At 42.9% G+C, this 21,610-nt stretch carries 14 protein-coding genes; 3 read left to right on the forward strand and 11 right to left on the reverse strand.

The features are described from left to right. The first annotated feature begins 17 nt into the window (after positions 1-17). Positions 18-1,082 carry a fasciclin domain-containing protein gene (locus tag B2746_RS17405; RefSeq protein ID WP_290796546.1) on the forward strand — a complete coding sequence of 355 codons (1,065 nt, stop codon included), beginning with the start codon at positions 18-20 and terminating at the stop codon, positions 1,080-1,082. A gap of 321 nt (positions 1,083-1,403) precedes the next feature. On the opposite strand, the gene ychF is transcribed toward B2746_RS17405, so the two are convergent. Continuing rightward, positions 1,404-2,504, reverse strand: a complete 1,101-nt coding sequence (ychF, locus tag B2746_RS17410; protein WP_290796549.1) for a redox-regulated ATPase YchF — start codon at positions 2,502-2,504, stop codon at positions 1,404-1,406. A gap of 176 nt (positions 2,505-2,680) precedes the next feature. Between ychF and B2746_RS17415 the strand changes: the two genes are divergently transcribed. Next, positions 2,681-3,919, forward strand: coding sequence for a nucleoside recognition domain-containing protein (locus tag B2746_RS17415; RefSeq protein ID WP_290796553.1), 1,239 nt, complete (start codon positions 2,681-2,683; stop codon positions 3,917-3,919). Positions 3,920-4,052: 133 nt separating this feature from the next. Here the strand turns inward: B2746_RS17415 and B2746_RS17420 are convergent, their stop codons facing one another. The 9 genes from B2746_RS17420 to B2746_RS17460 all read right to left on the reverse strand — a co-directional run bounded on the left by B2746_RS17420 (position 4,053) and on the right by B2746_RS17460 (position 17,594). Continuing rightward, on the reverse strand, positions 4,053-4,802 hold the full coding sequence (locus B2746_RS17420) for a DeoR/GlpR family DNA-binding transcription regulator (RefSeq protein WP_290796556.1): 750 nt from the start codon (positions 4,800-4,802) through the stop codon (positions 4,053-4,055). A gap of 121 nt (positions 4,803-4,923) precedes the next feature. After that, complete coding sequence (locus B2746_RS17425) at positions 4,924-6,609, reverse strand: RagB/SusD family nutrient uptake outer membrane protein (RefSeq protein ID WP_290796559.1); 1,686 nt, start codon at positions 6,607-6,609, stop codon at positions 4,924-4,926. Between the two features lie 19 nt (positions 6,610-6,628). After that, positions 6,629-9,862 carry a SusC/RagA family TonB-linked outer membrane protein gene (locus B2746_RS17430; protein ID WP_290796562.1) on the reverse strand — a complete coding sequence of 1,078 codons (3,234 nt, stop codon included), beginning with the start codon at positions 9,860-9,862 and terminating at the stop codon, positions 6,629-6,631. Further along, complete coding sequence (locus B2746_RS17435) at positions 9,849-11,711, reverse strand: PQQ-binding-like beta-propeller repeat protein (RefSeq protein WP_290796564.1); 1,863 nt, start codon at positions 11,709-11,711, stop codon at positions 9,849-9,851. Before B2746_RS17435 ends, B2746_RS17430 begins: the two co-directional genes overlap by 14 nt. A 66-nt stretch (positions 11,712-11,777) precedes the next feature. After that, positions 11,778-12,530 (reverse strand): DeoR/GlpR family DNA-binding transcription regulator, encoded by a 753-nt coding sequence (locus tag B2746_RS17440; RefSeq protein ID WP_290796567.1) that lies wholly within the window; start codon positions 12,528-12,530, stop codon positions 11,778-11,780. Positions 12,531-12,699: 169 nt separating this feature from the next. Continuing rightward, positions 12,700-13,884, reverse strand: a complete 1,185-nt coding sequence (nhaA, locus tag B2746_RS17445; RefSeq protein WP_290796570.1) for a Na+/H+ antiporter NhaA — start codon at positions 13,882-13,884, stop codon at positions 12,700-12,702. A gap of 1 nt (position 13,885) precedes the next feature. After that, positions 13,886-15,583 (reverse strand): OstA-like protein, encoded by a 1,698-nt coding sequence (locus tag B2746_RS17450; protein WP_290796571.1) that lies wholly within the window; start codon positions 15,581-15,583, stop codon positions 13,886-13,888. A 1-nt stretch (position 15,584) separates the two neighbouring features. After that, positions 15,585-16,583, reverse strand: coding sequence for an MlaD family protein (locus B2746_RS17455; RefSeq protein WP_290796574.1), 999 nt, complete (start codon positions 16,581-16,583; stop codon positions 15,585-15,587). A gap of 30 nt (positions 16,584-16,613) precedes the next feature. Next, positions 16,614-17,594, reverse strand: coding sequence for an N-acetylmuramoyl-L-alanine amidase family protein (locus B2746_RS17460; RefSeq protein WP_290796576.1), 981 nt, complete (start codon positions 17,592-17,594; stop codon positions 16,614-16,616). Positions 17,595-17,611: 17 nt separating this feature from the next. Between B2746_RS17460 and B2746_RS17465 the strand changes: the two genes are divergently transcribed. After that, the gene (locus B2746_RS17465; protein ID WP_290796578.1) at positions 17,612-20,347 is read left to right on the forward strand and encodes a putative LPS assembly protein LptD; all 2,736 of its coding nucleotides are present in this window, start codon (positions 17,612-17,614) and stop codon (positions 20,345-20,347) included. A 517-nt stretch (positions 20,348-20,864) separates the two neighbouring features. On the opposite strand, the gene B2746_RS17470 is transcribed toward B2746_RS17465, so the two are convergent. Beyond that, positions 20,865-21,605 carry a lysophospholipid acyltransferase family protein gene (locus B2746_RS17470; RefSeq protein WP_290796581.1) on the reverse strand — a complete coding sequence of 247 codons (741 nt, stop codon included), beginning with the start codon at positions 21,603-21,605 and terminating at the stop codon, positions 20,865-20,867. Between the last annotated feature and the right edge of the window lie 5 nt (positions 21,606-21,610).

The following is a 21,610-nucleotide window of genomic DNA, read 5'->3' on the forward strand; positions in this document are numbered from 1 at the left end:
TGGTAAAACGATTCTCTATGCTAAGCTTACTCAAAAAATATACCGGTACGGGGTTGATTGGCCTGGCTTTGCTGGGACAAATTACAGCCTGTAATAAAATTCCTGAAGTGGAAGAAATTGGTCCGGAGGAAACAGCCGGACAAACCATATTGGAAATCATCAATAGTGAACCAAAATATTCAATTCTAAAAGCAGCGGTTGCAAAAGCAGGGGTGGGGGCGATATTGGGCAAACGCGATAACAACCTTACGCTATTTGCACCAGATAATGATGCGATGGCCCGTTCTAATATTTCTGAAGCGGTGATTGGTATTTTACCTGCACAGCAGCTTGCGGCGATTCTGAGTTATCATGTGATTCCGCAGGCGGTGCCTTCTTCTGCTATACCGGGACTTCCTTTGCCCAATATTCAAATGCCAACTTTACTGCAACCGCTGGCAACCCAGCCCTTGTTTAAAATGAGCATTTTCCCTTCGAAGCGGGCAACAGGTGCTTTTGTGAATAATATTCCGATAACTGCGGTGGATACAAGAGCGGCGAATGGGTTTATTCATGATGTGTATGCATTGGTGGCGCCACCTCAGGCAACAATGAAGGGGGTGATTGCTGCTCAGGCGGATCTTTCCTTTTTGCGTGCTGCCATCGCCCGTGCGGATGAGGGACAAACCGGATTGAACCGGATAGATTCACTGCTGAATTACCCTTTCCCGAATATTACCTTATTTGCTCCAACTGATGATGCATTCAAAGCAGCGTTGGTTTTGCTTGGTGCGCCACCAGTAGTGGAAGCTTTTGCGGGTATTCCCCCGGCAACAGTCAGGGGGATTCTGGCGTATCATGTGTTGGCTACCAATGGTACCCCGGCTTTCCGTGTATTCAGTCCGAATCTGGTAAGTGGGACGGTAGAAACGCTGATTGGTCCGGCACCGATGCCGCAGCTAACAATTGATGCAACCAATCCGATGGCGCCAACGGTTAAAGGTCGGATTAATCCAACAGCCTCTAATGTAGTAGCTGCCGATATTCATGCCGTGAATGGTGTTTTGCATAAAATTGATCAGGTATTGATACCGCAGATGTGATGGAGGTGAAACATGAAAGGTGAAAGGTGAAAGGGGATTAGGTGAAAGGTGAAAGGTGAAAAGCTCCGATCACTTCTTTTAAATCTTATTTCTTCAAAATCTTACTTCCTACATCTTACTTCTCAAATAAAAAGGCCCTCTTGCGAGGGCCTTTGTCATGGGGAACGTTATTTTCTATTGGGTCGATTTCAACAGCGTTGAAGGTATTGTAAATTTTGAAACAACAATGGTAAGCTTCGAATATAGTGAGGTATGAAAAAAGTTGTGATCTTTGAGTATTAAGGTTTTTTACTTTCAACTTTTTACTCCGTTTTAACGTCCTCAGACGTTAAAACGGAAGTGCATTACGTCTCCATCTTTCACTAAATATTCTTTTCCCTCGATCCGCAGTTTGCCGGCATCTCTGCAGGCCGATTCAGAGCCATAATGAATGAAATCATCATAAGCGATCACTTCGGCCTTGATGAATCCTTTTTCAAAATCGGTATGGATAACGCTGGCAGCCTGTGGGGCTTTCCATCCTTCCTGGATGGTCCAGGCGCGCACTTCCTGTACACCGGCGGTGAAATAGGTTTGCAACTGCAACAGTTTATAGGCGGCGCGGATCAGTTTGTTCAGAGCAGGTTCGGTCATTTTATATTCATCCATGAAGAGGGCGCGGTCATCCGGATCTTCCATTTCAGCAATCTGCTGTTCGATGGAATTGTTCATGATGATTACCTGGGCACCTTCGCCGGCAACAGCGGCTTTCAATGCATCGGAATATTTGTTACCGGTATGCATGGAGGGTTCGTCCACATTGGCTACATAGAGAACGGGTTTCTCTGTGAGGAGGAATAGGTCTGCGATGGCGCTGCGATCTTCCTTGCTCAGGTTGAGTTCACGGATGTTTTTTCCCTGTTCGAGATGAGCGTAGCAGCGTTTCAGTACTTCGAATTCTGCTTTTGTTTTGGCGTCGCCGGTTTTTGCCAGCTTTTCAGCCCTTTGCAGTTTTTTCTCTACACTTTCCAGGTCTTTTAACTGTAATTCGGTATCGATGATGTCTTTATCGGAAACGGGATTGATCGGGCCTTCATCGCGCAGGATATTTTCGTCTTCGAAACAACGGATTACGTGTACGATGGCATCCACTTCCCGTATATTGGCCAGGAATTTATTGCCCAGACCTTCTCCTTTACTGGCACCTTTTACGAGGCCGGCAATGTCCACTATTTCGATTTGAGTTGGAACGGTACGGTTGGGTTTCACCAGTTCCGCCAGTTTATCAATCCGCTCATCGGGAACATTCACCAGACCCATATTGGGCTCAATGGTGCAGAAGCGATAATTACTCGCTTGCGCTTTGGCACTGATACTCACTGCGTTAAAGAGGGTAGATTTGCCCACATTCGGTAATCCGACAATTCCTGCTTGTAATCCCATGCTTCCTTGTATTTACATTTTTTCGCGCCGCGAAGATAAGGAAAAGGATTCACCCGCCGGGTGCCCGGCGGGTGAATGTGAAAGGTGAAAGGTGAAAGGTGAAAATTCCTATCTTCCCATTTCAAACTTCAACTTCAAACTTCTCACTTCCCACTTCAAACTTCAAACTTCCTCCGATGGCTTTAAATATCGTCTGGATTGCTTTTTTTGTTATTGCATTTTTTGTTGCCCTGCTGAAACTGATCTTCCTAGGAGACGTGGAAATTTTCAAGCGGCTGGCGGATGGGGTGTTTGATTCGGCGAAATCATCTGTGCTGGATGTTGCCTTTCCGCTGGCAGGAACCATGGTTTTTTTCCTTGGATTGCTCAATATTGCGGAAAAAGCCGGTGCGGTGCGATTTCTTGCCCGATTTCTGAATCCGCTGATGAAACGCATTTTCCCGGAAGTGCCGAGTGGACATCCGGCACAGGGACAAATGGTGATGAATTTCTCTGCCAATTTATTGGGATTGGATAATGCTGCAACTCCATTTGGACTGAAGGCGATGGAAAGCCTGCAGCAATTAAATCCGGAGAAAGAAAAAGCCACTAATGCACAGATCATGTTTCTGGTTTTGCATACATCGGGACTTACGCTGATACCTCTTACCATAATAGCTTATCGTGTTTCAGTTGGGTCGGTTCAACCTGCTGCCATCTTTATACCCTGTGTGATTGGTACCCTGATGACCACTCTGGCCAGTGTAATTGTGGTAAGTTTCTGGCAAAAGATCAAGTGGGATTGGGTATTGTATGCCTGGGTGCTGTCGGCGATTGCATTTGTAGGGTTATTGCTTTTTTATGTAGGCGGACTGGATACTGCCGGCAAGGAAACCTTTGGGAAGATTGTGGGAAATGTATTGCTGATGGTGATCATCCTGGGTTTTATATTGGGCGGGGTTTGGAAAAAAGTGAATGTATTCGATGCCTTTATAGAAGGTGCGAAGGGGGGATGGGAAGTGGTGCTGAAGATCATACCATATCTGGTTGGCATGCTGGTGGGGATCCGTGTTTTCCGGGATTCCGGTGCGTTGGATTATGTAGTCCGTTTTTTCGCCTGGATCATCGGTTCGTTGGGATTTGATACCAAATTCGTAGATGCGCTGCCTGTAGCCATCATGAAACCCTTTAGTGGGAGCGGAGCCAGAGGGATGATGCTGGATATCTTCAAAAATCCTGAACTGGGTCCGGATTCTTTTGCGGGATTAACGGCCAGTATATTTCAGGGCTCTGCCGATACCACGTTTTATATTATTGCGCTGTATTTCGGGAGTGTTGGAATCAAGAATGTACGATATTCTATCTGGGCCGGCATGATTGCCGATTTCATTGGCGTAATTGCCGCCATCTTCATTGCCTATATCTTTTTTGCGTAAGACGTCCAAAGACGTCAGACACCAGTGAGACAGGTATCAGACAGGTGTTAGGACTGTGTTCTAACACCTGTCTGATACTTCTCTAACAGCGTCTTAATATATATCTGATACCTGTCTCACTGGTGTCTGACACCTAAAGAATTTCAATGCCGGCTTTGGCATATTGACGTAAAAGGGGATCGTCTTTGTCCAGTTCAGTAATCAGCATATCAACCTGGTTGATATCACAGACATGCAATGGCTGGAAAGTATTCATTTTTTCAGAGATTGTCAGGCAGATTACCTTTTGAGATGATTCAATAATCGCTTTTTTTATCATCACAACATCCCAATCATTATCGGTTACCCCATTCTCCAGATCAATCGCATTTATGCCCAAAAAACTGATATCGGCTTTAATGCGTTTGATCTGATTGATCGCCTGTGATCCAATGGTGATTTTAGAATTTTTGGAAACCTTATCACCAATCAGAATGATATCAATATTGGGGTGATTCATGTATTCCAAAACTGCCGGAATACTACCCGAAATAAACGTTGCTTTCAGGCCGGGGGGTAAGGCTTTAGCCAATTCCATAATGGTAGTACCACCACTGGTTAAAACAAACATACCATCCTGAATCAGGCTGGCTGCCTTTTTAGCAATCGATACTTTATTCTCCTGGGAATAGACATCAGACTTAATAAAATTGACCTGGCTAAAGGAATGCGACAGTGCACCTCCATGAACTTTGATAAGCTTACCCTCATCCGCCATCTCAAGTAAATCCCGCCGAATGGTATCCTCAGATACATTAATCTCCTGGCTTAACTGTACAGATAAGACTTTATTATGCAGGTTCACTTTCCGAAGTATATAGGCTTGTCTTTCTTTCTTTAGCATGGGATGATCCGGGAATTTGCAGTTTTTTGAATGTTTTGGGGAAAAGATACCTAAATATTGCGTTTTTTAGTTAAAATATAAGAAAAAAGCTGCTCTTTTGAGCAGCTTTTTTCAGAGGAATTTACCATCCCGGATTTTGTGTGAGTGTATAGCCATTATCCTGATAGAGTTTAATCTGATCAAGTGGCAGGGGATCCAGGTAAACTTTAGGATCTGTGAAAAGACGTTGTGATTCGAGTTTGATGGCAGGAATAATATATCCCTGTGTTCCACCTCCTTCAATATGCACATTGGTATTGGGATATTCTGCTTTGTCGATCCAGGCACCACGGTTAATAGTCAGGTTTTCCTGGGTATCGGCATATTCCAGTTTTTTCCAACGTTTCAGGTCATCCAGCCGGAACCCTTCCATCATCAGCTCTGTACGACGTTCCCGGCGGATTTCCCAGATCAGGGAGGATACAGTAGGATCACGCTCCGGATCATCATAAACAACGCCATTAACAGCCGGTAATCCACCCAAAACCTGCAGATCCGGCAAGTTAATACCCGGGCGCTTACGCAATACATTGATGGATTTGTCCAAGTCGGCCTGCGTTATGGTTCCCAATTCGGCCACAGCCTCCGCATAGTTCATTAATACCTCACCATAGCGGATAACCGGACCATCGGTTTGGTTTAATGCGCCGCTAGCTTCCGGAGCTGTTTTCAATGCTTCGTTCAGGAATTTATGAATGGAATATCCACTGGTTGAATAATTAGCAGCATATTGGTTGATCCGCAATTGACCCACAACCGTCTGCGCAAGGCGGGGATCACGATTCGCCATGACATTCGCAATTCCCTGATCACCCTGATATAGTGGAGAAATGCTGATTGGCAATCCATCGCTGGCAAGGTAAGATTCAACGGCATTCCTTGAAATCCCGGTTTGAGGCTCATTGTTGTTGTAGCTCATTAAAGCATGTGTCAACATACCGGTTTCATATTTCCGATACATAATAATTTCCTTAAAACCGGAAAGGTCATTACTGCTGAATACAGCACGATAATTATCTGTAATTGAAAACTTACCGGAATTGATCACCTCTTCTGCAGCCCATTTAGCAGCCTCCAGATAAGCTGTAGCTTTTGCATCGTCAATTCCATGGTATTTCAGGAAAGTACCTTCAAATAACATGATTCGGGACATAAATGCCAATACTACTGATTTTGTTACAACAAGCCCAGGCGTGCCATCTGATTCGCGTACGTTTTCCGCAGCAAACTGAAGATCTTCCAATACTTTATCCATTACAAAAGTTCTGGAATCTCTGGGCTTGAATAATAGATCTTTATCTGCTTCAGCAATCACCTGATCAAACCAGGGCACATCGCCATACCGCTTAACAAGATCGTGGTATTCCAATGCACGGAAAAAACGGGCTACGCCACTCCAGTGATTGATTGCCTCTTCCGGCATGGGTACCTGTTGGATCCGATTCAGGAATAAATTCGCTTTCCGAACCCAGGCAAAAGTCCAACTACCTGAAGTGGATGGAACATTCTGAATCCATTGTGGCGGCGTAGTACCCGCAAAATCATCATTCAGAGATTGCCCGGAGAAATATCGCCCCCAGGTGAATCCGGAACCATAAGCCGGAAAAAATGCAGTATAAAATCCCCAGGAAAAAATGCGGACATTGTTTTCACTGGACCAATAAGTTTCATCTGATAACTGATCCAAAGGAGGACGTTCCAGGTAATCTTTTTTACAACTGCTGAATCCAATAGCAGCAAGTCCCAATATATATAGATACTTTTTCATGATTGTAAAAATTTAAGAATTATAAGGTTGCCTGTAAGCCAAAGGAAACAGTTTTGCGGTAAGGATAAACTCTTCCAAAAGTTGCTGCAGGTGAAGAGGGAGTACGGAAACCAACTTCCGGATCAATTGGAACATGCAATTTGTCTCTGGTCCAAAGGTTCTCTCCGTTTACATAAAAGCGTAAACGTGAAAAACGAAGTCGTTTTGTAATAGTTACAGGTATGGTATATCCCAGAGAAATATTCTTCAGACGGGTATAAGCCATATTCATCAGGTATTTATCCTGAATAAGGAAGTTCTGCGTGTTATTACTTTGGCCGGTATTGGTTGGACGCGGATAAAAGGCATTTGGATTGTCTTCAGTCCAATAATCCATTTGATGTGCATACATATTATCGAAGGGATTAAAGCCAGGAATAGCGATCATTCCATTTCCCCACATTTCGCGTTTACCCACGCCCTGAATAAACATATTGAAATCAAATCCTTTAAATTCTGCTCCTAAACGAATACCATATTGGTAACGTGGCGTGCTGTTCCCGATTACAGTAAGATCACCTTTATCATCCAGGGAACTGGAACCTCTCCAAATCTCTCCATCGCCATTTAGATCTTTGTATTTAATATCACCAGGGCCATAGAAGAACCAGCCGGATTCATGTCTTGACTGAGAAGGTATTTCTTTTACAGGAATATAGTGGCCTTGTGCATCTCGTACTAATTCACCACTGGCGTCCTGTTCAAAATCATCTTTTGTAAAGAATCGATCGGTTTTATACCCCCAGATTTCTCCCAGTTTTTTTCCTGCATAAAAACCATTAACGAGGTTTCCATCATATTTTGTAATCTCCTCCTGGAAGTCAGATAACATTAAGGTTCCATTTAAACTCAAACCATTGCGGAAACTATGATTGAGATCAACAGCAATTTCCCATCCTGTAGTTTGTAATTCACCATAATTTCTTCTGGGAGGTGCAGATCCGAATGTACTAGGCAGAACAATACCTGGGGTGATCATGTCTTTTGTTGTTCTACGGTACCAGTCGAAGGTCAGTCCAACCTTTCCATTCAGGAACCTTGCATCCAAACCGAAATCAAGGGTATTAATAGTTTCCCATTTGAGTGTATTTGGTACCAGATTCGGCGTGTTAACAGTTAACAGATTGGAACCACCAATCCACCAACCGGATGCACTGGAACTCATGGAAGGACGGAATGTAGCACTTCCAACATCCGTACTACCTACTGAACCGTAGGATGCTCTAATCTTTAAGTGATCTAAATAGTCTCTGGTGAACTCCATAAAGTTTTCTTCACTGATAACATAACCAGCGGATGCGGATTTAAATAAATTCCATTGGTCCTGAGCTGGGAAAAAAGACGAACCATCATAACGTGCGTTTAATTCCAACAGGTATTTTCCTTTATAGTCATAATTGATCCGGCCAAAAAAGCCCTGTGTTGACCAATGACCACGACCTCCACCAATGTATTGATCACCTGTTGCCAGGTCCAGTTCCGGAAGATTCTGGTCAATCAGGTCGCGACGTTCTGAATATTGAGACCACCCTTTGTAAAGATCCACATCCATACCGCCGATAAATTTGAAATTATGATCCGTAAATTTTTTCTGGTATGTTCCAAAGGCTTTTACGGTATGCTGTTCGTTCCAACCGGAAGAGTAGGAGACACGGTTTGCCGAAACAGGAGATACCTGGATATAATCCCATATCGGATTCCATTGATTCCAGGCAAATACCTGCCCACCAGGTTCATAATAATGATTGTTATTGCTTGTATACGTGTAATTCGCATTAAAGGTGAGGCCTTTTGTAATTTTAAATAAGCCTCCCAATTGAGCACGGACAAAGTTGTTGGTATTCTCTGTCATATTAGCCTGCTCCATTTCCGAAATAATATTACGGAATCCTTTACCCTGGTAGGTTCCATAAGGATACACACCATGCCAGCGATACATATAATAAAGAGGATCGAATGTTGCGCCACTATAAGAAAACGGCGTTTCAAATTCTGATTTTGTCAGGATGATTTTTCCATTTATATCTAACCAGGGGGTAACGGAAGAGTTAACGCCAATAGTTGCATTGTATCTTTTGAACTGATCCGTTTTAACTTTTAAAACACCTTCCTGCCCCATGTATCCCAGACTTACATTAAAGGACGTTTTTTCATTACCACCAGAGAAATTTAAGTTATGATTTTGCTGCGGAGCCCATTTTCTCATGTATTCTTTAGCCGGATCCCATGGGCGATAATAATAAGCACGACCTCCAATAATTTCAAAATCGCGTCCTTCCACCATTTCACGTCCTAAATCCTGACCGCCATAGGTACGCTGCCATTCGCGAATTTTTTCAATACTCTCACTCGTAAATGTCATACCTATGGAACCAAAGAAATCCTGATTTGGATTAGTTCTCTGTGCTGCTGATAATGTATATGTTGGTCCGTCAGCAGCATCCGCATTTCTAGGTTGTGTAGTTGGTGTACTCCAGGAAAAGTTATTATTGTAATTAATTGTTGAGCGACTGTTTTTCTTACCTGATTTGGTGGTAATTAAAATAACTCCCCAGGTAGCCCTGCTTCCATAAATTGAAGCTGAAGCAGCATCTTTCAGTACTGAAATGGACTCAATATCATCCGGGTTCAATAATTGAAGATTGGGAAATTCAACGTTATCTACCAGAATAAGCGGTTGTGCGCCATTTCCTGCATTAGTTGATCCGGTCAAACCTCGTAAACGAATCGTTGGATTAGTTGCCAGATCACCTGTTGTTGTGGTAATACTTAAACCAGGAACAGCACCCTGTAAGGCGCGGCCCACATCCGTTACAGGACGTGATTCCATTACTTTGCTCACTTGTACAGTTGAAACTGCTCCCGTAAGGTTGGCCTTTTTCTGAGTACCATATCCTACTACAACCACATTATCCAGTGAGTTTTCGTCTTCCTCCAGCTGAATCCGGATACTTGATTGATTACTAATTCGAATGGTTTGTTTAATAAAACCAATCGAACTAATTGAAAGTGAACTAACGCCGTTTGGCAGCGTTATGCTAAACCTGCCCATTTCATCTGTTGAAGTTCCTGCCTCTCCAGCTGAAATTGTTGCACCTATAACAGGCTGCTGGGAAGATCGATTTACGACCTCACCCGTAATTGTCTGCGCAGTTGCCCAGCTGCTTAAGCAGCATAGCACGGCAAACAAAAGGAAATTCTTAATTTTTCCCATGTCTACTTGTTTTGGTTTTAGATGTATGTTTGTTTTTGTAATAAGCAATGGTTCCTTCTATCAGGCTGATCCAGATGCCACCACTTTCATCAGCACGAATTCCATTTACAGATGAGTTCCCTGCCTTATGCTTCCAAAGCAGTTCACCAGTTTTTTCATCCAGCGCCACCAGTAGTCCGTTTTTTCCTCCTGCATATACTACGCCGTCAGCAACGGTAATTGGACATGGGTTGTGCTCATAACCAAACCCGGCATAGGTGGCCCATTTAGTTTGCATGCTATCCGGAAGGGTAGAAACTGCAATAATCGAATCATTCATCAGTTTCGCATAGACGTTGTGATTGTCTGAAGAACCCCCTAATGATTCACGGACACGATGGCGATTATTTCTCCAGATAGTGTTACCTGTTGTAAGGTCTATAGCTGTCATATAACGATCAGGTGCAACAATCAATACTTTATTGTCTGCAATCACCGGTACAACATTGCCCGGTGAATACAATTTTTGTGGAGACCCATTGGTCCATTTCCAAATAAGTTGCCCTGAATTGCTATTTAAACAGTAAAGATGTTTATCCCAGGCTCCAAAAACCAACTTATCTCCATCGAGTGTTGCACGGGCCTGGATTTGACCTTGAACTCCATCAAATTTCCATTGTATTGATCCGTTTTCTGCAGATAAACAATACATCGTGCCATTGCCTGATCCAATATAGATACGGTCATTTTTTGCTATAGCTTCACTTATAGCCGGCACACTAAGGGTCTGTTCCCAAATAACCGCCCCGGTTTTTAATTCAAGTGACTGAAGTTTACCATCGATGCCACCTACAATTACCTGTTTGCCCAGGACGAATGGGGTTGAATAAACCGACCCTGGCAATTTTACCTGCCATTCAATCCGGTTGGATTTGCGATTCAATAATTTAACCGTGCCATCTGAACCTCCATAAATAACCTGATTCCTGCCTGCAGGTACAGCAGCCGTGAATATGGAACTATTATCAGTAAACTGATAAACCGGATAAAATGCTTTAAAACTATCATTCACTGAATAGTCGGGTACCAATCCGTTTAGTTTTTTATCCAGTGCAGGATTGGATGATAATGAAAGTGAATAAGCTAATCGTGTATTCAGCTCACCCACAATTTTTTGATGAATCTGTACTGAGTCTTTATTTAGGACAACTATGTTATAACCCACTCCAGGTGTGCCTTTGGGTAAACTTGAACGTCCCATAATACCTGTTATTCCATCAAAATTGTGGATCGATAATCTGTGCCCGTGTCCGCATAATGCTAATTTGGTAGGCACTGTTTTTAAAATTCGCGTTACATCATACCAGTTATCCAAACCATCACCTAATGGATAATGTGCAAGAGAAACCACCATTTGACCTTGTTTTACTTCTGCCTTCAGCGTTTTTTCAAGCCATAACAAGTCTTCCTGTTTAACATGTCCATCACCCATTTTCATATAGGGGCCTGTATTAAATCCAATAAAATAGAAATCACCTGTAGAAAAGTGAATGCGATCTTCTTTCCATAACTCGAGGTATTTTTTTCCTGCAGTTTCAGACCAGTTGGTTTCATGGTTGCCGGGTAACATATAATACCTGGTCTTTAGCTTTGAAACAAGGTTATAAACAGCTTCCAATTCAGCATTGGATCCTGTATTGGTAATATCACCGGTGATTACAACAAAATCCACACTGTCTTTATTGATGTCATCTATAATTGTGGCAAGTCCTGTTTCACTATCACTACCCGGACTTACATGTAAATCGGTCAGGAAGGCGAAACGGACTTGTTTCTGTGATTGCAAAGCCGAATGAAGGAAAATCAGCATTAAAAAAAGTATACTGCATTTTCTGGTTAAATGAAGGTGCATGCCGGGAATTCTTTTTTTAGTGAATCAAATAGTTCGGATTCCTTTCAACTTTAGTTCGTTCAACATCGGGTCAAAAGGCGCTCTTTCTGTTACCAGTATATCTATTTCACTAAGCGGACATAATTGTATCGGTTGAATGGTGTTTATTTTCTCTGATATGGTTAATCCAATCACTTTTCGGGAAGATTCAATCATTGCTTTTTTCAGGATTACCACATCCCAGTCATTATCGGAAACACCGAATTCAGGATGGATGGCATTGATCCCTAAAATGCATAAATCAGCACGAATTGATTTAATCTGTTCGATGGCCTGATGCCCTACCGTTATTCTGGAATTTTTTGAAAGCTTGTCGCCAATTACTATGATTTCAATATTGGGATGTTGCATGTATTCGCATATTGCTGGTACACTACCGCAGAAAAATGTCGCTTTTAAACCTGGAGGTAAAGCTTTGGCTAGTTCTATAACTGTAGTTCCCCCGGTTGTAATAACCACCATTCCATCTTCGATCAGGTGAACAGCTTTGCGACCAATTTCCTTTTTGGCTCCTATCGCATAAATTTCCTCTGGAGAGGACCAGTTCTGATAATGAAAAGAGGGAGACATTGCACCGCCATGTACCTTGATCAACTTACCAAGTTGTTGCAATTCCTCCAGATCCCGCCGAATGGTATCCTGCGATACACAGATCTCTTCGCTGATGGCACCCGAAAGTATTTTGTTGTGCAGGTTTACCTTCTGAAGTATATAGGCCTGTCGTTCTTTTTTAAGCATGGCAGTAAGCTTGGCTACTTGTTTGGTAAGTCCAAAGTAGGAGAAAAAACGCAAAAAAGCGCAAAATGCCAGATTAAAAAGCAATTAACAGCAAAAAAATCCTGATTAATGCACTAAATATTGCAAAAGAGCAATAAAAAGATGCAAATTCACCAATGTGGTTGAATTGCTAACGGTTTTGTTTAGACGGAGAAGCGAAATATAGCAGGAGCAGACCAGCAATTACCGAAATTACAGCTCCAATCAATATGGCAAGTTTTGCAATATTTTGCAGGATTGGGTCCGTAAACGCCAGCATTGTTATAAATATCGACATCGTAAACCCAATGCCCGCCAATGCTCCCATGCCAATTAACTGGGTCCAGTTGGTGCCGCTCGGACGCTCACCCAACTTCGTTGCCACAGTTATCCAGGATGCCAGCGTTATGCCAATCGGTTTTCCCAATACCAGTCCGGCTAAAACTCCCCAACTCAGACTGGTAGTAATTGCCTCTGTGAAATTGCCGGGAATTTCTATGGCTGTATTCGCCAGGGCAAACAGGGGCAGGATGATGAAATTGACCGGATCATGCAGGGTGTGTTCATAGTTGGAGAGCCGGTCCAGCGGTACTAAAAAGGCTATCAGTACGCCAGCAATGGTAGCATGGATTCCCGAATTAAAAATGCAATACCAAACCAGCAATCCGATTATCAGGGTAACCCACCATTTATTACCACGTAACCTGTTCAGGAGATGCAGTATACCCAATAAAACAGCTCCACCCAGCAGGTAATACCAGGAAATATCGCCACCATAAAACACGGCAATCACCAGGATTGCACCCAGGTCATCAATTATTGCCAGCGCCATCAGAAAGATCTTTAATTGCACCGGAACACGGTTCCCCAATAAAGAAGCAACGCCTAAGGAAAAGGCAATATCAGTAGCCATCGGAATCCCCCAGCCACTATGATATGGGGTGGATGAATTAAACAACAGATAAATGCCGGCTGGTACCAGCATTCCCCCAAGCGCGGCCGCTATGGGTAAGGATGCTTTTTTAATGGAGGATAATTCACCTATCAACAATTCCCGCTTGATCTCCATTCCAACCAAAAAGAAAAACAAGGTCATGAACCCATCATTGATCCAATGTAAAATAGAGTGGGGGAGATGAAGAAAAGGCAGTAGATGAACCTCTCTTTCCATCAAATGAATATAGGTATCCTTCCATTGGCTATTCGCCAGTAATAAAGATACCACCGTACAAACCAGCAAAGTAACCCCCACTGCCCGGCTGTCTTTGATAAACTCCTGAATCGGACTGATTAGTTGTTTCCTGATGATCTGCCGTATGCTGGGGATTTTTGCCATTCTATTCAGTTATTACCGGGTCTTCGAAAAGTTCAAATTTAGTTTTTGGCCGGCGCTTTTCCAACCATTTAAATCCTCGTAACCGCATTTCTCCATGATTCACCTGTCTGAATGGATACAACGTGCCTTCCACCGAACTGCGAAATACAACCCGGTTTAATTCCTTATTGGCAAAATAAAAATCGATTATATCGGCCGTGGATCGATTCACTCCTGAATAGGCGCTGTCCTGATCCTGCGCATAATATATACTTTCTGCTGATCCTTTTGCCCGCATATAATGGATGGCCCCATCTATGAAATACCCATTAATGGTATTGCCCTTGATCTGATTATAAAAATCATCGGCCGTGCGATTAATCACCAGTCCATTATCAAAAACATGGAGGCGCTCCGGTGCCTGATTTTTTGTGTACATGAATATTGTATCGCCTGTAATCTGTGTTCCATTTGCCCAGGCTACCGGATCCCGGAACATCCGAAAGATGGAATCCACTCCTGAATAAAACAAACTATCACAAACCGCCTGCAGGGAATCACTAAAAATCCGAACCCGGTTCCATGCCTGGAAATACCGATTTCGGTTCGTTGTATCGGCCGGATCCAATACCGTTAATTGCCAGGCGCTGTCTGATAAAACAGTACTATCTGCAATACCCGTGCTGTCTGTGGAAAGACTATCCGCTACCACTTGCACCGGTCGGATAAATGTTTTCTGGTAATCCTTTTTATCCGTTAGTCGAGCTGAAAAAAGCGTATCTGCCGTAACAAAAATGGAATCTTCTTTTTGTTTGATGATCATCAGCGGGCGCTGGGTAGCCAGCAAAGTATTCGTCTTTTTATTTGCTTTCAGATCATTGGCCAATATGGAAATTCCCTGTGCCGTATCCCGAAACACCGCATTGCCGCGCGCATAACTGTCGCCGGTATTGTCATCAAATCCAACATCATCTCCTGTAATAAAAGTAGTTCCGTCTTTGATCTGCGGACGGCGACCGAATTTGGCCACCTTATTTTTCATATCATAATAGCCTTCCGAGGTGGTTATATCACGGCGACCACTATCTGAAAGAATCCTCGTCTTTGTTATGAAAGTGGCAATTCGGCTTTCGGTATTAAAGAGTAAAGAATCCGTTTCCAGATCATACTCCGGATCTTTCATCTTCACATCTTTTTTGAAATACACATCTTTCATATCGCCATAGTAAGTGGCTTCCTTACTGGTAAGCACGGTTTTTTCACTCACCACCTTGCCGCCATTCGTATAGGTTCCAATCTTCAGATTGGTATCGTATTCCAGGTCATTGGTAGTGAGCACACCTTTGCCATCTGTAAGCCGTACGTTTTTTTTGAGATAGGCTTTTTTCTCGTTGGAATAATAGATCAGGTATTGGGCGTAGGTATGAATACTATCTGCATCATTGATATGCACATTGCCGAATGCTTCTACTATGCCGGTAGCCGGATTAATAACAGCACTATCGCAATAAAATTTGGTGGTTCCCTGTTCGAGAAAAACATTGCCGGCCAACATCTGTAATTCAGTCACCGAATCTTTTTTGAGATAACGAAACCGGTCCGTTTTTCGAACCAGTACAATGTCCATTGTATCAGCTGCAACAGGCACAGGCTCCTGGGCACCAGCTAGCATAGGTGCCAGAAAAAGCAACCAGCTCAGAACAAATCCAACTAGTCGCATATTATTGGGATTGGGGCGTAGTTTGTGTAGAATCATTTAATGGTGCCTGTAGCGGCTTGCTCCTATCTTTTCGACCGAAAACCGACACATTGATATATCGCTTCGGATTGGTTCTTAAATCGTCGAGCAAAATATTCAAACTCCGCGAAGTGTTTTCCAGATTCTGGTATAATTTTTTGTCATTTAACAAGAGTCCGATGGAACCATCCTTGCTATTGGCTTTTGCTACCACTCCGTTCAGGTTTCCAATAGCTCCCTGCAGGGATGTAACCGTGCCTTTAATATCTGCCGTAGCCAACTGGTCAGTGGTTTTTTCCAAATTGCTCAGCGTGTGTGTGATCGTTTCATTATTAGCAGCCAGATTTGCTGTTACCGATTCAAGATTTTGCATTGATTTATTCAGATTGCTATTCTGAGAGGCAATCAGTTGATTCAAACCTGCAGACGCTTTGGAAAGATTGGCTACAATTACATGAAAATTATCTTTGGTAGCCGGATCAAAATAGGTTCCTACTACCTGAATCAGCGAATCAAGTGAAATCAGTGTGGCATCGAGCGATTTCAATGCAGGATTCAGGCTTCCGCTTACTTCATCCATCAGCCCGGCTTTCACCCGACTGGTTATCGTATCTCCATCTGCCAGGAATTCTCCTGCATTGCCAGGTTCAATTACCAGGCTGGATGTGCCGAGTAAATCTGCATTAATATAGGAAACCGAGTTTTTTGGAATATTGATATGCCGGGCCAGATTAATGGTAACCACGATGCCATCTTCAATATTGGGACTTCTTTCCTTTATTTCAGAAACCATCCCGATCTGAAGTCCATTTAATGAAACCGGACTTGAATTTGCCAAACCGGTTACTTTAGGAAATATGGCGTAAATACGATCGTTCTTATCAAAAAAACTTTTCCCTTTCAGGAAATTGAAGCCAAGGATCAGTAAGACAATACTCACCACAGCTAGGATACCAATCCTGGTTTCATTAGATATTTTCATGCGTAAAGAATTGGAGTCAAATGTAATAAATTAATTCCCAGTAGCGCTGCGGGGCAGGTGCCGGGGATTTTCCAACTCTTCCTTGTACCGTTTGAACGCAGTTACAATATTTTGTACCACTTCCTTCTGACCGGCATCACTAACCAGATATTCCTCCTCTTCTTTATTGGAAATAAAGCCGGTTTCGATCAGGATACTGGGCATTCCGGTTGCCTGTAGTACCCAGATTCCTTTGTGATTTCGTTGCTTTACACCAAAACTTTTTCGACCGGCACTGGCGAATTCTTCCTCAACAAATTGCGCAAGCAGCGCTGAATTACGGAAAAAATACTTAGTGTAGAGTTGTGCCCTGATTTTGGCTTCAGGTGAATTCAGGTCCAACACGTTGTTGGGGTCATCCACCGGTTCATCCTCACCACTGTCTTCATCATCCAATACTATATTTTCACTTTTGGCACTTGAACGATCGGCTGCCCAGATATAGGTTTCGGTACCGATCCGCGTATTTTTTACGTAATAAGACTGGTAAATTGGCTGTTTGATCAGCTTTTTCTTCCTGGTTTTACCTTTTCCGACATACACTACCTTATTTCTGTAGCCGGTGATTTTCTTCTGGTACCAGCCACCGGCTTTTTGTCCGGTTGCATTCAGGTGAATCGAAATAAAAAGATCTCCTTTCGCTTCATTTGCCATCTCCGCCCTGATTCTGTTTGCCAGGTTGGGATCGGTAACTCCCTTTGGAAGTGCGGCATCTTTGCGGGTATAAATAAAATTGATTTCGGGATAGGCCTGCTCCAGTTCTTTGCCCAGTTTCAGCGCAATTGATAGTGCCACCTCTGCTTCTGTGGATATTAAACCCCGTGCACCTGGGTCACGCCCACCATGTCCGGCATCTATTATTACTGTTTTTAAGGCGTTTTTAGCACCCTGAGCGTAGCTGCTTTGTGATAAAATTAGCAACACTCCGGCAGCGAACACTATGAAGAGTTTGGTCTTGAACTGTTTGATCATACAATAACCTTTGATTAATGGGTACCGAATCCCTATTTTTGCCCCCATTCAATAGTATGAAGGACGGCGGCAAATTTAGTTTAAAATACATTTTTATCGGGCTTTTTACTCTGCTACTCTTAATAATAACGCAGACGTCAACCGCTAATTATTATAAATCGATAAATTTTAATGCGGCTTTAACGCTTCAACAACAGGATACCATCCCATTGAAACGCGATACCGTTCCCTTGTCAAAAGATTCTATTTCTTTAAAGAGAGACAGTTTACAACAACAGATTGATACCTTAAATGTTAAAATATCCAGCGATTCTTTGGATGCACCTGTCTCTTATGCTGCTTCCGACTCCATGGTGCTGGATGTCCCAACCAAAAAGATAACCCTGTATAACCAGGCCAGCACCAAGTACAAAGACCTTGATCTGACCGCCTATAGCATTGAACTGGATCAGCCAACACAAATTGTAGTTGCTACGTATAAATTAGATACACTTGGTGAAAAACAGGGTAAACCTCATTTTATTCAGGGTGAAAGCAATATGGATGCGGATTCCATCATCTATAATTTCAAAACACAGAAGGGAATTACCAAAAGTACCTTCACCCAACAGGGTGAAATGTATGTATACGGAAGCCGGATCAAAAAAGTTAATGTCAATGATTTTTTTGCATTGGATGGACGGTTTACTACCTGTAACCTGGATACGCCTCACTTTGCCTTCCGTACAAAAAAACTGAAACTGGTCAATAAAAAACTGGCCGTGAGTGGCCCGATCCATCCCGAATTCGAAGGTGTGCCCGTGCCAATTTATATTCCGTTTGGATTTTTCCCCTTATCACAGGGACGAAAATCAGGTATCCTTCCTCCTCAATTTGTGGCCAATGAACAATTCGGTCTTGGGCTTGAAGGGCTGGGCTATTATAAAGTACTCGGAGAAAAGTTTGATGTAATGCTTCGTGGTGATATTTATTCCTATGGTGGCTGGCGGGGAGTACTGACTCCTACCTATAAACGCCGGTACCGGTATTCAGGCCGATTGAATCTATCGGTGCAGAATACTCGAATATTAAGCCGCGATGCTGATAAGGAATTTGATGTCAATCGTAGCTTCAATATTCAGTGGAGCCATGTGGCAGATGCCAAAGCACGTCCGGGTACCAATTTCCAGGCAAGTGTGAACGCCGGTTCTACTCAGTTTAACCAGTTTGTTGGGGCAAATCCATCCATCAACTTTCAAAACCAATTGTATTCTTCTATATCCTATACCAAAAACTGGAACAATAAATACAACCTGAGTTTAACTGCGGGCCATGATCAGAATAGCAGAAACCGCCAAATCAATATCCGTTTGCCGGATGGTTCCTTCACAGTCAATAACTTTTATCCCTTTCAGAAAAAGGAAATGGTGGGTACTCCCAAATGGTATGAAAAACTGGGAATTGGTTTGAACACCCAGTTCAGAAATCAGGCTTCCTTCTACGACAGTGCTTTTTCCTTTACCCAACTGATCGATACCATGCAATGGGGCGCTCAGCATAATATTCCCATTACTTTGTCATTGCCTTCTCTTGGGCCGATTCAGATTGCACCCGGTATCAGTTATTCAGAGCGCTGGTATGCACAGCAGTTTTTCCGTACCTGGAATCCCAATACCAACAGAATTGATACCTCCATCAACCGTGGGTTTCATACCGCACGCGATATGTCTTTCAGCCTTAGTCTGAATACCGCCATCTTCGGAAAATTTGAAAAGTTTGGCAAAAACAGTAATGTTCGAGCCATCCGGCATGTCATCCGGCCATCCTTATCTGCCAGTTATAAACCAGACATGAATGGGAAGGATTATTATTCCACACAGGTAGATACCAGCGGGCGTCAGGTGCGATTCAGTAAATATGCCGGTAGTTTATATGGTGCATTTGGAGAAGGGGAATTTGGTGGACTGAGTTTCACTCTCGATAATAACCTCGAAATGAAAGTGCGGTCGAAAAAGGATACGACTTCTGAAGATGGAATCAAAAAAGTGCGGCTGCTGGATGGTTTTGGTTTAACGGGTAGTTATAACTTTTTAGCAGATAGTTTTCAGTTATCTCCCATCAGTTTATATGTGCGTAGCACCCTTTTTGAAAAGATTAATATCACAGCTTCTGCCAGTATGGACCCCTATAAAACCGATCGGCAGGGCTATCGGATCAATCAATATGCCTGGAGTGGGGATGGTTTTTCACTGGGAAGAATCACTTCCGGAAATATAGCTGTTTCAACTTCCTTCACTTCCAAGCAAAAAGAGAAAAAAGAAATTCCACCGGATGAGGATCCCAATGGAATCGGCTTACCTATGACAAATGAAGAACAGCAGGCTTTGCTCAACAATGTGCGGAATAATCCCGCTGAATACGCCGATTTCAATATTCCCTGGTCAGTAAACCTTTCCTATTCGCTTAGTTTTAGTCGCCTTCTCAAACGCGATTACTCAGGATATGAAACCCAGATCAATTCAAGTGTAAACGTTAGTGGTGATTTTAACCTGACTCCCAAATGGAAACTGGGCGCCAGTACCTTTTATGATTTTCGCGGCGCTTCCATTCAGCAGTTGACGATGTTTCTTAGTCGGGAATTACATTGCTGGCAATTGGGGATCAATATCACGCCCGTGGGATTGTATCGTACCTTCAATATCACCATCAATCCGAAATCGGGGTTGTTGCGTGATTTGAAAATCAACCGCTCGAAATTCTTTTATACGCAGTAGAAGTAAAAAGTTAGAAGTTGAAAGTAAAAAATCGGGCACTCAAAGCAAGGGAGCAGGTTGATTGAAGTGTAACACGCAAAAAGGATATTTCATAAATCAAACATGCTAGCTTAATACTTTGCATCAATACGTTTTAATCAACAAAGTAATTTTCTGGAAATTCAATAATTCGGGAGGTTCAATAATTCTCAAAGTTCAATAATTGGGAAGGTTCAATTCTAAATGATCAGGGCCAAAATTTAGATCAGGGCCAAAACTTAGATCGGGGCCAAAACATATATGTCAAACGGATTGAGTGCAGACGTGAATTTCAGAGATTTGCTATTGCGTCTACTACATTAATTGGATCAGTACCCACAGGAATCGTATTGAACTCATGGTTTTTTGGCGATACAGAGTGTTGATTATTAGTTGCTTGTAAAATATTTCATTGGTGTTTGTATAGTTTTGCTTTGCATTCACCACTCACCTTTCACCTCTCCTTTCACCTTTCACCTCTCCTTTCACCTTTCACTTCTCACTTTTCACCTTCTATCTCCTCCTTCATTCGCTCAAATGCTCTTGCCTTCAGCGTTTCGCAGGTATCAGTATCCAATACTTCGATGGGTTCCAGGAATTGGATGCGCAGGGGATGCGGTATCAGATAAAATGTCTTATGAGGGGGATTAACTTTTCGGGTATTAAAAATTACACCGGGAATGATTGCTTTCCGGGTATCTATCGCCAGTCGGAATGCGCCATCATGAAATGGTTTCAATGGTTCGGAACTCGTGTTTCGTGTTCCTTCCGGATAAATACACATGTGCAGCCCCATATCCAGTACCGCTTTCATTTTAGCAAAACTTTCTTTCCGGCTTTTATCACTTTTGCGATCCACTAACACGCTGCCCAATTTATAAATCATTCCAAATACAGGAACTTTTGCCATTTCTGCTTTTGCAATAGTTTTATTGCCGCCCGGAATGGCAGGTGATGAAATGGGCACATCCATCAATGCATTGTGATTACAGATAACGATATAGGGAGTTCCTTTTTTAAAATGCTGTTTTCCGCGTACTGTAAGCGGACAACCGATACCCGGTAAAAAAATCGCCATCCATGCCCGGGCATATAAAACAAAACGTTGGGTACGTTTTGGTTCTGCAGCAGGTAAACAGAATAGAATAACCGGAATCAAAAAAATCAACATGGTGACGGTGAATAAAAGCATCGCCCAGGCCGCCCAGATTCTACCAAATACTTCTTTGAACCAATTCATACTTG

It is taken from the genome of Flavihumibacter sp. UBA7668 (genome assembly GCF_002483205.1).
Classification (GTDB): domain Bacteria; phylum Bacteroidota; class Bacteroidia; order Chitinophagales; family Chitinophagaceae; genus Flavihumibacter.

What these genes read in the sequence shown, in the direction of transcription:
- B2746_RS17405 (WP_290796546.1), top strand. Translation starts at nt 18, where the DNA reads ATGCTAAGCTTACTCAAAAAATATACCGGTACGGGGTTGATTGGCCTG.
- ychF (WP_290796549.1), bottom strand. Translation starts at nt 2,504, where the DNA reads ATGGGATTACAAGCAGGAATTGTCGGATTACCGAATGTGGGCAAATCT.
- B2746_RS17415 (WP_290796553.1), top strand. Translation starts at nt 2,681, where the DNA reads ATGGCTTTAAATATCGTCTGGATTGCTTTTTTTGTTATTGCATTTTTT.
- B2746_RS17420 (WP_290796556.1), bottom strand. Translation starts at nt 4,802, where the DNA reads ATGCTAAAGAAAGAAAGACAAGCCTATATACTTCGGAAAGTGAACCTG.
- B2746_RS17425 (WP_290796559.1), bottom strand. Translation starts at nt 6,609, where the DNA reads ATGAAAAAGTATCTATATATATTGGGACTTGCTGCTATTGGATTCAGC.
- B2746_RS17430 (WP_290796562.1), bottom strand. Translation starts at nt 9,862, where the DNA reads ATGGGAAAAATTAAGAATTTCCTTTTGTTTGCCGTGCTATGCTGCTTA.
- B2746_RS17435 (WP_290796564.1), bottom strand. Translation starts at nt 11,711, where the DNA reads ATGCTGATTTTCCTTCATTCGGCTTTGCAATCACAGAAACAAGTCCGT.
- B2746_RS17440 (WP_290796567.1), bottom strand. Translation starts at nt 12,530, where the DNA reads ATGCTTAAAAAAGAACGACAGGCCTATATACTTCAGAAGGTAAACCTG.
- nhaA (WP_290796570.1), bottom strand. Translation starts at nt 13,884, where the DNA reads ATGGCAAAAATCCCCAGCATACGGCAGATCATCAGGAAACAACTAATC.
- B2746_RS17450 (WP_290796571.1), bottom strand. Translation starts at nt 15,583, where the DNA reads ATGCGACTAGTTGGATTTGTTCTGAGCTGGTTGCTTTTTCTGGCACCT.
- B2746_RS17455 (WP_290796574.1), bottom strand. Translation starts at nt 16,583, where the DNA reads ATGAAAATATCTAATGAAACCAGGATTGGTATCCTAGCTGTGGTGAGT.
- B2746_RS17460 (WP_290796576.1), bottom strand. Translation starts at nt 17,594, where the DNA reads ATGATCAAACAGTTCAAGACCAAACTCTTCATAGTGTTCGCTGCCGGA.
- B2746_RS17465 (WP_290796578.1), top strand. Translation starts at nt 17,612, where the DNA reads ATGGGTACCGAATCCCTATTTTTGCCCCCATTCAATAGTATGAAGGAC.
- B2746_RS17470 (WP_290796581.1), bottom strand. Translation starts at nt 21,605, where the DNA reads ATGAATTGGTTCAAAGAAGTATTTGGTAGAATCTGGGCGGCCTGGGCG.